The organism is Streptomyces sp. NPDC049687 (assembly GCF_044465285.1).
GTDB lineage: Bacteria > Actinomycetota > Actinomycetes > Streptomycetales > Streptomycetaceae > Streptomyces.
Genome location: NZ_JBITLN010000001.1, coordinates 1,168,787 through 1,180,601, shown reverse-complemented (window position 1 = coordinate 1,180,601; position 11,815 = coordinate 1,168,787). Strand labels below are relative to the sequence as shown.

8 protein-coding genes are annotated in these 11,815 nt (G+C 72.0%); all 8 read left to right on the top strand.

The genetic code is table 11. From position 1 onward, the window contains the following. The first annotated feature begins 78 nt into the window (after positions 1–78). The 8 genes from ACIBVL_RS05255 (at position 79) to eccCa (ending at position 11,812) form a co-directional block, all read left to right on the top strand. Entirely contained in the window at positions 79–2,643 is a 2,565-nt protein-coding gene (locus tag ACIBVL_RS05255; protein WP_399091937.1) for an ADP-ribosyltransferase, read from the top strand. A gap of 42 nt (positions 2,644–2,685) precedes the next feature. Continuing rightward, the gene (locus tag ACIBVL_RS05250) at positions 2,686–3,087 is read left to right on the top strand and encodes a hypothetical protein (RefSeq protein WP_399091934.1); all 402 of its coding nucleotides are present in this window, start codon (positions 2,686–2,688) and stop codon (positions 3,085–3,087) included. Between the two features lie 294 nt (positions 3,088–3,381). Further along, positions 3,382–3,963 (top strand): hypothetical protein, encoded by a 582-nt coding sequence (locus ACIBVL_RS05245; RefSeq protein ID WP_399091932.1) that lies wholly within the window; start codon positions 3,382–3,384, stop codon positions 3,961–3,963. A gap of 110 nt (positions 3,964–4,073) precedes the next feature. Beyond that, positions 4,074–4,517, top strand: a complete 444-nt coding sequence (locus ACIBVL_RS05240; RefSeq protein ID WP_399091929.1) for an HD domain-containing protein — start codon at positions 4,074–4,076, stop codon at positions 4,515–4,517. Between the two features lie 36 nt (positions 4,518–4,553). Next, complete coding sequence (locus tag ACIBVL_RS05235; RefSeq protein ID WP_399091926.1) at positions 4,554–4,856, top strand: hypothetical protein; 303 nt, start codon at positions 4,554–4,556, stop codon at positions 4,854–4,856. Positions 4,857–4,932: 76 nt separating this feature from the next. Further along, complete coding sequence (gene eccD / locus ACIBVL_RS05230; RefSeq protein WP_399091923.1) at positions 4,933–6,288, top strand: type VII secretion integral membrane protein EccD; 1,356 nt, start codon at positions 4,933–4,935, stop codon at positions 6,286–6,288. Between the two features lie 60 nt (positions 6,289–6,348). Beyond that, positions 6,349–7,800 carry a hypothetical protein gene (locus ACIBVL_RS05225; RefSeq protein WP_399091920.1) on the top strand — a complete coding sequence of 484 codons (1,452 nt, stop codon included), beginning with the start codon at positions 6,349–6,351 and terminating at the stop codon, positions 7,798–7,800. Positions 7,801–7,834: 34 nt separating this feature from the next. Continuing rightward, positions 7,835–11,812, top strand: a complete 3,978-nt coding sequence (gene eccCa / locus ACIBVL_RS05220; protein ID WP_399091917.1) for a type VII secretion protein EccCa — start codon at positions 7,835–7,837, stop codon at positions 11,810–11,812. Positions 11,813–11,815: the final 3 nt, after the last annotated feature.

The window sequence follows — 11,815 nt, the reverse complement described above, 5'->3', positions numbered from 1 at the left end:
TGATGAGCAGATGGCGTTGGAGGCGCAGCGCAACACGCTGAAGGCGCCGAAGCTCGACATGCCGGGGACGGGCAAGGCGTGATCAAGCCGGAGGAAATCCCCCAGTTCACCGGGAACCTGGCGCAGTTGGAGCTGGACCACGCGGCTCTGCAGAAGGACGCCGGGCACGTCCGGGACACGGGCAAGGACGTCAACACCCAGTTCCAGGGTCTGTCGGCGTTCTATCACGCGCCCGAGGCGGAGCAACTGTTCGGCACCACCAAGCCGGTGCAGGACCGGGCCGACGACTTCGCCACCGATCTGGAGACGGTCTCGTCCGCCCTCTCCTCGTACGCCACCGAGATCCGGCCCCTGGTCTCCAAACTCAAGGAGCTCAAGACCAAGGCGCAGACCTTCGTCGACTCCGTCAAGGACGACGACGAGTGGGAGTACGACGAGGACAAGGTCGACGAGCACAACCAGCTCCGGGACGACATCACCGCGACGGTCGCGGCGTTCTGGGCGGCGGAGCGGACCTGCCACAACAAGATCACGGCGATCTGGGGCGGGACCCAGATGGTGGCGGGCGACGGTTCCGAGCGCAAGGACCAGTACGGCTTCAACGCCGAGGACCTCAAGAACGCCAAGCTTCCCTGGGGTGACCCGGTGGAGGAGAGGCATCACTGGTACGAGGTCGGTCACTGGGTGAAGTCGTTCGTGTGGGACGGCCTGATCGTGGACGGCATCTGGGGCACGATCAAGGGTCTGGGCACGCTGGTGGGCTTCGGCGGCTGGGACGCGATGGGCCAGGCCTGGAAGGGCCTGGCGCAGCTGGCGACCGGTCTGGCCCTGGCCTCGATTCCCGGTGTGGGGACGGCGTTCTGGCTGATCCCCGACGACAAGCTGCCGTCCTGGATCCGTGACTCGCGTACGGCGATGAAGGAGACCGGCAAGGCGCTGGTGGCGTGGGACGAGTGGGGCAAGAATCCCGGCCGGGCGGCCGGTGCGGTGACCTTCAACGTCCTGACGACCGTCTTCACCGGTGGTGCGGGGGGTGCGGCGGCGGGTGCGGGCAAGGCGGGGGCGGTGGCCAAGGCCCTCTCCATCGCCGGCAAGGCGGGCAAGATCATCGACCCGATGACGTACATCGCCAAGGGCGCGGGCGCCGGCCTGTCGAAGATCGGCGACGTCACGAAGGCGCTGAAGGGCATCGGCAAGGTCGACATGCCCACGCTTCCCGACGGCTCGGTCCACCTTCCCGACGGCCGCCTGCTGGAGCCCAACGGCAACCTCGTCTCGCCCGACGGCACCATCGACACCACGCCGGTTCCGCACGAGACCGCGCCGGCGTCGTACCAGACGCCCTCCGGGCTCCCGTCCCACTGGACGATCCCGACCGCGGACGCGACACCGTCGTACGCGGGCGCGGCCCACACGGCCGACAGCGGGGCGTACGCCGGGGCGCACCCGACGGGCGACGGGATCTACGGCGGGACGCCGCACTCCACGGGCACCGGCACGGGCGGGGGCGGGACGTACACCGGCGGCGCGCACGCCACGAGTGACGGCATCCACGGCGGAATCCCGCACAGCACGGGCGACGCGGTCTCCGCGGGGGCGCACTCCGGTACGACCCCGTCGGCCTGGTACCACGACACCCCGGCGACCGCCGTGACGCACGACGTCCCGACCGTGACCCCGCACGACGCACCGACGGCCACCCCTCACACCGGCGGCCACAGCCCCGACGTACCGCACGGCACGGGCCACGACACCCCCGCCGGGCATCCGCACGACGGCTCGCACGGAGCGGGTCACACCGACGACGGCTCGCACGGCGCCGCGCACACCGATGACGCGGCGCACACGGGGGACCACGCGGGCGCCTGGGACCACGTGGACGTAGGCGACGGGGCCATGGACGTCGGCGCCCACCACGGCACCGACGTCCCGGTCACCTCGGGCCACCCGGACGTGGACATGCCGGGGCACCCCGGGGCCGGGGAGCCGTTCGAGTACAAGCCGACCATGTCGAGGGCAGAGTTCGAAGGCCTGAGCGACACCGAGAAGCATGCCGTGGCCGAGGCCGAACTCGCTCACGGCACGAATCCGTCGCCCAGCGTCAGCAACCAGGCCGGGTTGGAGTACGGCCACGCGAACTGGAAGGAGTTCATGGACGGCCTGCCCCCGGAGAAGAAGAGCGGGCTGGTCACCTACACCGGTTCCGCCTACGACCCGATCAACAACCATCTCCGCTACGGCACGGACGCGCCCCGGCACATCCTGGACACCATCGACAACATGGACGAGGTCATGCACGCCCGTCCCGTGCCCGAGGACATCATGGTCGTGCGCGGCACCGGCATCGACCACCTCAAGTTGAAGTCGCCGCTGGACATGCAGGGCGGTGTCTTCGACGACAAGGCGTTCACCTCCACGGCACTCGGCAAGACGCCGCCGCCCCCCTTCGACGCCAAGCCGGTGCGGATGCATCTGCGGGTGCCGAAGGACACGCCCGCCCTCTGGCTGGAGTCCATCACCCAGGTCAAGGGCGAACGGGAACTGCTCCTCGCCCGCGGCACACAGTTCAAGGTGACGCGAGTCTTCATGGACGAGACGGACGGCAAATGGCACGTCTACGGGGAGGTTCTGCCGAGGCCGTAGCCTGCGTTGCGGATCAGCCCGAGCCAAAGGAACGTGGACGCCATGAGCAGTGAACGACCGATCAACCCGCGCTTCGACGACGACATGATGTTCAACCTCGTGTCGCCGGGGCCGCCGCGATATCAGACCGGGACCGACAAACCCGTGCGTTACTTCACGGTGGTCGACAAGCAGAGCGGTGTGGTTCTCGGATACGTCTGGGCCAATGACGAGGACGACGCCGCCACCTGGGAGCCGCGGCAGGCCGCCGGGCCCCGGGCGTACTCCGAAGGCGGCATCTGGCACGCCAGGCTGGAGGACGCCAAGGGGCGAGGGCTCCTGCCCTCCCAGGCCCTCGCCGAGTTGCTGGCGAGCCCGGAGGGCAACAAGGGACGGGCCCTGCCGGATTCCCTGACCGACGCACCGAACGCCGCCGCGGTCGAGGCACTGGCCGCGAGTGAGTAGCGAGCAGCCGCTCGCGGGACCCCTGCGGACCCCCGGCACCCGGTCTGGTACTTCCCCGTCGCCGCTGACGATGCTGCCCACGCCCTCGCCCGACGGCCGGTTCGCCCCGGCGGACGCCGTGCGGGCCGCCACCGCCGTGGTGATCGGAGAGCGGGCCTGTGACGGCATGACCGCCGACGCCGTGAAGGACGGCCTCCCGGACGCGATCGCGGCTTCCCTCCGCGCCTGGCACGTACGAACCCCGCACCCATCGACCCATCGACCCCGGCACGAACTACGGAGAACACCCACCCCATGACCACCCCGCCCCAGGGCAACCCCTACGCCGCCCCCGCCCCGCAGGCCAGTCCCAACCCCTATGCCCAGCAGGGCGGTCACCCGCGGACGGCGCCCGTCGCGCCGCAGCAGGGCACCCCGTACGGGTATCCGGCCCAGCAGGGGCACCCGGGGTACGCCGCGTACCCGGGGCACCCCCAACCCCCCGCCCCCGCGTGCATGTTCTGTGGAGGTTCGCCCGCCGTCCACGCCACCTTCCGGGCCCACCGGGGGATCCTGATCGTCATGACCTTCGGGAAGCAGAGCGGCATGATGTGCGCGACCTGCGGGCTCGGGGTGTACAGGGAGCTGACCACGCGGACGCTGTGGCAGGGCTGGTGGAGTCCGTTCTCGTTGTTCCTGTTCACGCCGTTCACGGTCATCCACAACCTGGTCGTCGCCCGCAAGGTGAAGAAGCTGCGGGCTCCGGCGCCGGGACAGCACGGGCAGCAGGTCGACCCCGGTGTGCCCGTGCACCGCCGGCCACTCGCGTACGTCGCGCTCGTGCCGGTGCTGTGGGTGCTGTTCATGATCGTGACGGGGCTGACGCAGGGATCGTAGCGGCACCCCGGGTGTACGCCCCGGCCTCCCGTGCCTTATGTTGCACGGGCAAAGTAAGGGGGATTTTGCATGCCGTATCGCCGGCACCATCGAAGGCACGCGTCGTGAGCATGAGCCTCACCGAAGTCGAGGCCCTCGCGCGTGCCGCGCACGCGGGCCGGACGGACAAGGCCGGGCGGCCGTACGCCGAGCATCTGCGGGCCGTCGCCGAGGGTGTGCGTGCCCGGGGCGGGGGCGAGGAACTCATCGCCGCGGCCTGGCTGCACGACGCCGTGGAGGACGGAGTGCTGAGCGAGGAGTGGCTGGAGACGGCCGCCCTCGACCAGCGGACCAAGGACGTCGTACGCGCCGTGACCAAGAGGTCCGGTGAGGCGCCCGAGGCGTACGCGCGGCGGATTCTGGCAACGCCGGGCGCCCGCATGGTCAAGGCGGCCGACCTCGCGCACAACGCCGACCCGGACCGGCTCGCCGTACTCGACGAGGTCACCGCACGGCGACTTGAGCGGAAGTACAGCGCCATGCGGCAGTACCTCGACCTCAGCCCGCACGACTGACGGCCCATCAAGAGCTACGCACAGGACGACGACTGAATGGCACGGGACTACGACAGCCAGCTGCTGGAGTCGGTGGCGGTGCGACGGCGGCGGATGCGCGACGCGCTGCTGTTCGGCACCCAGCGCGGCCGGCGCACGCTGGACGAGCGGCTCGGCAAGGTGTTCGCGGGGATCGCGATCGCGGCCGTGCTGTGCGCCGGCTGCGTCGGCTGGTCCTTCCTCCAGGCCACGCTGGCGAAGCAGAAGGCCGAGCAGGAGAAGCAGCAACAGCAGCAGGAGCAGCTGTACGACCCCGCGAGCAGCAGCCCGTCCGCCGACGCCACTGGGGAGAAGCGGTGAAGAAGACGAGTATGGGTGACGGGTTCACCTCAAAACGGGCCGGTGGCCGAAATGACGCGATGATAGGTTCCGGTGAGTGGTGAGCACTGCAACGACGTCTAGGGCCCAGCTCAGCCGCGTCACCCTGATCGGTGAACGGCGGCGCGCCGACCTCGTCCTGCCGTCGGACACGCCGATCGGCCAACTGCTCCCCGACATACTGCGGTTGCTCGACGACCGGGTGGCCACGCGCCCGACCACGCGGCAACTCGTCACCGCCGACGGCTCGGTGCTGCCGAACGACGCCACGCTGTCCTCCGCCGAGGTCGCCGACGGCGCCGTACTGCAGTTGGTGCGGGCGCACGCCGCGCCGCCCGCGCCGGTGGTGCACGACGTGACCGACCAGGTCGCCGACGACCTGGATCTGCGCGCCTGGCGCTGGCGCCCGGCCGCACGCCGGATCAGCGCCGGAGTCGCCACCGTCGTCTTCGCCGTGGCCGGTGCCGTTCTGGCACGGCAGGAGTTCGCGCTGGAGTCCGTCGCCACCGCGCTCGCGGTCGCCACCGTGGTGCTGCTGCTGGGTGGTGCGGTCGTCGCGAAGATCGGTGACGGCAACCTCGGTCTCGCCACCGCGCTGCTGTTCGCCTCCGGCGGTCTCGGCCTGCTCGCCGCGTGGACCGCGGCCGACGCCTACGACTGGTCGGGCGAGGCACGACTGGCCGGTGTGGTCGCCGCGTTGGTGCTGATGCTGGTGCTGCTCGCCTATTTCTCGCCACTCGGCCGCGGCGGGCTCATCGGAGCCGCCGCGGCCGTCGCCATGGCCGCCGTGTGGGAGGCCGTCGCCCTCGTCCAGGACCGTCCGGACCGGCTCGGTGCCGTGATGACCGTGTTCTCCGTGGTGCTGCTCGGCATGCTGCCGCGGCTGGCGCTGATGGCCTCGGGCCTCACCGGCCTCGACGACCGGCGCTCTTCGGGCGTGTCGGTGAGCCGGCACCAGGTCTCCAACGCGCTCGCCGCCACGCACCGCGGGCTCGCCCTGGCCACCGTGGTCACCGCAGCCTCGGCCGCCGCCGGCGGCTGGCTGCTGACCACCGCCGACAAGCCCACCGCGTGGACGGTGACCCTGGCATCGCTCACCGCCGTGGTGCTGCTGTCCCGGGCCCGGGCCTTCCCGCTGGTCGCGGAGGTCGTGGCGCTGTTCGTCGCGGCGGCCGTACTCGTCGTACGGCTCGCGGTGCTGTGGCTGGACCACGCCGGCGGCGCCGGTGCGCTGGCCCTCCTGGCGGCCGCCGCGCTGCTGCCTCTGCTGGTCCTCGCGATCGAACCGCCCGAGCACGTACGGATCCGGCTGCGGCGGCTCGCCGATCTCATCGAGTCCTTCGGGGTGATCGGGCTGTTCCCGCTGGCCGTCGGCGTGTTCGGCATCTACGGGCAGTTGCTCGACAAGTTCTGAGTCTGAGGGACGACGCGACGGCATTTCCGGCAGGAGGCCGACGCAAGGGAGAAGGGCGACATGCCGAGCGGTGAGAACTGGCAGAACGACGTGCTGCGCGACCTGAGGGGTGGCGCGGCGGGTCAGCAGCCCGCGGCGGAGCAGGGCGAACCCGCACCGCGGCCGGACGTGCCCGCGCAGAACCCTCCGCCCCAGCACGCCGAAGCGCAGCCGCCGGGCTACGGCTACCCGCACCAGCAGCAGCCCCAGCCGCCGGGCCACGGCCACCCCCCACAGCAGCCGCAGACACCCGGCTACGGCTATCCCCAGCAACAGCCCGCCCCGGGCTACGGCTACCCCCCTCAGCCGCACCCGGACGGCCAAGCGGCCCAACCGCCCCCGCAGCCGCACCCGGACGGCCAAGCGGCCCAGGCTCCCTACCAGCCGTACGCCGACGGCCACGTGGCCGCCCCCGCCCCCCAGCAGGCCTACCCTCAGCAGCCGTACGCCGAGCAGCCCCCGCAGGCCGCCCCGCAGCCGGTCCGACACCCGGCGGCGCCGCAGCCGAGCCACCAGGGTCCGAGCGCCCAGAGCGCTGCCGCGCGCCGTGCCGCCCCCGACACCCGCCCGGTCGTGGACAAGCGGCTCGCCTCCGTCGGCCTCAAGCCCCGCCACGGCGAACCGTTCTCCGCCCGCGCCCTGCGCGCGGTGCGCCGTACCGTTTCCTCCTCCGCGGCGCGCGAGGTCGCCGAGACCACCGCGACCGCCGAGGTGCTCCAGCGGGCGGTCACCACCGGCCGGCAGATCGCCGTGACCTCCATCCGCGGCGGATCCGGCAAGACCACGATCGCCGCCCTCCTCGGCACCGCCTACGCCCACTACCGCCAGGACCCGGTCCTCCTCGTCGAGGCCGACCCGGCGCTCGGCTCGCTGCCCCTGCGGCTCGGCGCCGAGAGCCTGCGCTGGACCATCGGCGACTTCGCCGCCCTCGTCGAACCGCAGATGTCGCTGCTGGACATCACCGGATACCTCGTCCAGCTCCCGGAGAACGCCTGGCTGCTGCCCGGCAGCCAGGGGCAGGTCGGCGCGATGCTCGACACCAAGGGCTACGAGCGGGTCATGGTGTCGATGCGCCGCTACTTCGGGGTGACCGTCGTCGACTGCGAGACCCTGCCCGCCGAGGTGGCCCGTACCGCGCTGTCCGCCGCCCAGGCCCGGGTGCTCGCCGCGCCCGCGACCATGGAGGGCATCGCCAGCACCCGCTCGGTGCTGGAGTGGATGCGCGGCCTGCCCCGGGACATCACCACCTCGACCGTCGTCGTCCTCACCGAGCAGGCCCCGCACCCCGGCCTCGACCTGGACAAGGCAGCCGAGCAGCTGAAGGCGACCGGGGCGAGTGTCCGAGTCCTGCCGTACGACCGGCATCTCGCGGCCGGCGGCGTCATCCGCACCGAGCTGCTCGCCCGGGCGACCCGGCAGGCCGTCACCCGGCTGGCCGCCGAGGTCTTCGAACTGTCCCAGAAGAGCCGTTGACCCACCTCGAAGGGAACCCACAGAGGGCAGGACGATGAGTACCCGACTGATCCATCGCCCGGCACGGACCACCCGGCCGCCGGCCGCACCCGAGCCGCGCACCATAGAGGCGCCGCCCAACCTGCCCGAGGGCAAGGCGGGTTCCATCGCCACCTCGCTGCTGCCCGTCGCCGGCGTGATGTCCTCCGTCGTGATGATGACGGTCGTACGCAACAGCCAGTTCGCCGGGCTCGGCGCCATCATCCTCGTCGTCACCCTCATCGGCTCCCTCACCCTGGTCTTCTCCCAGCGCGGCAAGGCCCAGCGCACCCGCCGCACCCAGCGCGAGGCCTATCTGGCCTACCTCGAGGACCTGCGCGAGGAACTGTCCAAGGAGGAGCGGGAGCGCGGCGAGACCGCCCAGGTGCTCAACCCGCCGCCGGACGCGCTGTACGACGTCGTCCGCGACCCCGCCCGGCTGTGGGAGCGCCGGCGCGTCGACGGCGACTTCCTGCGGGTGCGGGTCGGCACCGGCGAGATGCCCGTACGGGACCTGAAGGTCGGCCAGCAGGGCTCGTCCGTGCTCACCCCGCCGGACCAGTTCATGCTGAACGAGGCGTCCGCGCTGATGGCCCGCTTCCGCACCGGCACCGACCTCCCGCTCACCGTCCCGCTCGACCGCGTCGGCAACATCAGCGTCATCGGACCCCGCGAGGACACCCTGCGGGTCGCCCGCGCGCTGCTCGTGCAGGCCGCCGCGATGCACGCCCCCGACGACGTGGCGCTCGCGCTCGCCGTCGCAGGCGACCGGATCGCCGACTGGGAATGGGCCAAGTGGCTGCCCCACCTGCTCGACGCGGAGCAGTACGACGGCCCCGTGGCCGCCCGCCGCATCGCGCCCTCCGTGCCCCAGCTGGCCCGGCAGATCGGCCCCGAGCTGCGCCGCCGCGCCTCCTACGCGGCCGAGGTGCGCCGCGGTCTGTCCGGCAAGGACGCCCTCGCCATGAGCTCCCGGCTGCTCGTCGTCGCCGACGCACACGGCGACGACGCCGTCGACCTGCCCCGCCCCGACGACGCGGTCGGCCTGCGGGACATGGGCGTCACCATCCTGCACCTGCTCGACGAACGGGTGCAGGAACCGGGCAGCGTCGGCGTACGCATCACCGTCGACGGCGAGCGGATCGTCATCGAGGACCTGCGGGAGGCCGAGCCCATCGGCGCCCACGGCACCGTCGACGAGATCGGCGTCCCCTTCGCCGAGGGCTTCGCCCGGATGCTCGCGCCGCTGCGGCTGTCCGCCGACTCCATGGCCGCGGACGCCCCGCTCAGCGGCCCGGTCGACTTCGCCGAACTGCTCGGCATCGACGACGTGGCCGACCTCGACCTGGCCCGGCTGTGGGCGCCGCGCGGCGAGCGGGCCTTCCTGCGGGTGCCGATCGGCGTCAGCGACTCCCACGACCCGGTCCTGCTCGACCTGAAGGAGTCCTCCGAGCTGGGCATGGGCCCGCACGGACTGTGCGTCGGCGCCACCGGCTCCGGCAAGTCCGAGCTGCTGCGCACCCTGGTCCTCGCCCTGGTCGCCACCCACCCCCCGGAGGATCTCGCCATGGTCCTCGTCGACTACAAGGGCGGCGCCACCTTCGCCCCCTTCGCGGAACTCCCGCACGTGGCCGGTGTGATCACCAACCTGGAGAACCAGGCCGGCCTGGTCGAGCGCGTGCACGCCTCGCTGGCCGGCGAGGTCAAGCGCCGCCAGCAGGTCCTCAAGGACGCCGGGAACGTCGCCGACATCGGACACTACGCCGCCCTGCGCGCCGAGAAGCGCCCGGACCTCGACCCGCTCCCGCACCTCTTCGTGGTGATCGACGAGTTCGGTGAACTCCTCACCGCCAAGCCGGACTTCATCGACCTGTTCCTGTCCATCGGCCGTATCGGCCGCTCCATCGGCGTGCACCTGCTGCTGTCCAGCCAGCGCATCGAGGGCGGCAAGCTGAAGGGCCTGGACACCTATCTGTCGTACCGGCTCGGCCTGCGCACCTTCTCGGCCGACGAGTCCCGCACGGTCCTGGACACCACCGACGCCTTCCATCTGCCGCCCCTGCCCGGCTTCGGCTACCTCAAGGTCGACACCAGCCACTACGAGCGGTTCAAGGCCGGCTACGTCTCCGGCGCCTACAGCGGCCCGGTGCGCCGCGAGCAGGAGGACACCGGACCGCTCGCCCTGGAGTACGACGCGTACAACACCCTCGGCCAGGACGAGAACTCCGCGCCGCAGGAGCCGCAGATGCGGCGCCGGGAGACCGGGCCGACCGAGATGGGCGTCATGGTCGAGCAGATCGAGAACGCCGGCGCCCGCCCCGTACGCCAGATCTGGCTCCCCCCGCTGCCCGAGGCGATCGCGCTCGACAAGGTCGCGGGACCGCTGGAGGTCGGCGCGCGCGGCATGCAGCTCACCAAGCGGCGCGGGCCGCTCCAGGTGCCGCTGGGCATCCTCGACGACCCCACCAAGCAGTGGCAGGGCCAGTGGTACCTGGACCTCACGGTGGCCGGCGGCCACGCGGCCGTCATCGGCGGACCGCAGTCCGGCAAGACCACCCTGCTGCGCACCCTCGCCCTGTCGCTGGCGCTCACCCACACGCCGCAGGAAGTCGGCGTCTACGGCCTCGACCTGGTCGGCGGCGGCCTCCAGGCGCTGTCCGGCCTGCCGCACGTCGGCGGGGTCGCCGGCCGTGCCGACCGCGAGCGCGCCGCCCGCACCATCGACTCGGTGCGCGGCATGCTCGACCAGCGCGAGGAACTCTTCCGCATCCACAGCATCGACTCGCTGGAGCAGCTGCGCACCCTGCGCGCCGCGGGCCGCCTGCCCGAGCTGGCCTCCACGGAGATCGTGCTGCTGATCGACGGCTTCGGCGCCCTGCGCGACGACTTCGAGGAACTGGACGACGCGGTCGTCGACATCCTCAAGCGCGGCGGCGGCTACGGCATCCACGTCGTCGCGGGCATGCTGCGCTGGAACGACGTGCGCATCGCCACCCAGTCCCAGTTCGGCACCCGGGTCGAGCTGCGCCTGAACGACCCGAGCGAGTCCAGCGTCGAGCGCAAGCTCGCGCAGACCCTCTCGCCCGAGGAGAAGGGCCGCGTCCTGACCGACGGCAAGCTCTTCGCCCAGGTCGCCCTGCCCCGCACGGACGGCATGGCCGACACCGCCGACCTCGGCGCGGTCCTGGAGCGCACCGCGCGGACCGTCCGCGCCACCTGGACCGGCGAGGTCGCCCAGCCCGTCCGGGTGCTGCCGCACGTCCTGGAACCGCACATGCTGCCCGGCCCGGCCGCGGAGCCGCGGCGCATCCCGATCGCCCTGGACCAGACACGGCTGGCGCCGGTCATGCTCGACCTGTTCCACCACGACCAGCACCTGCTGATCATGGGCGACAGCGAGTGCGGCAAGACCAACCTGCTGAGGGTGATCGCCCAGGGCCTGATGGAGCGCTACGGCGAGGACGAGCTCGTCTTCGGCGTCATGGACCCGCGGCGCGGTCTGCGCGGCGCCGTCCCGGAGGAGTACCGGGGCGGCTACGCCTACAACGCCAAGCTGGCCGGCGGTCTCGCGGCGGGCATCGCCACGGAGCTGGACAAGCGGATGCCCGACGAGAGCACGGACGGCTCCGACCTGGAGCCGGGCAGCTTCTCGGGTCCGCGGATCGTGATCCTGGTCGACGACTACGACGTCCTCACCACGGCCGGCCAGCAGCCGCTCGCGCCTTTCGTGCCGTACATCCCCTCGGCGCAGGACATCGGCCTGCACTTCGTCCTCACCCGGCGGGTCGCGGGCGCCTCGCGCGGCCTGTACGAGCCGCTGATGATGGGCCTGCGCGAGTCCGGCGCGGCGTCCTTGGTGATGGCGGGGGACCGCAGCGAGGGCCAGCTCTTCTCCGGTGTGTACGCCTCGCAGCAGCCGCCCGGCCGTGGCGTGCTGGTCCGCAGGGGCGAGCCGAACCGATTGATCCAGACCGTCTACGCGGGGACGAGGTGAACT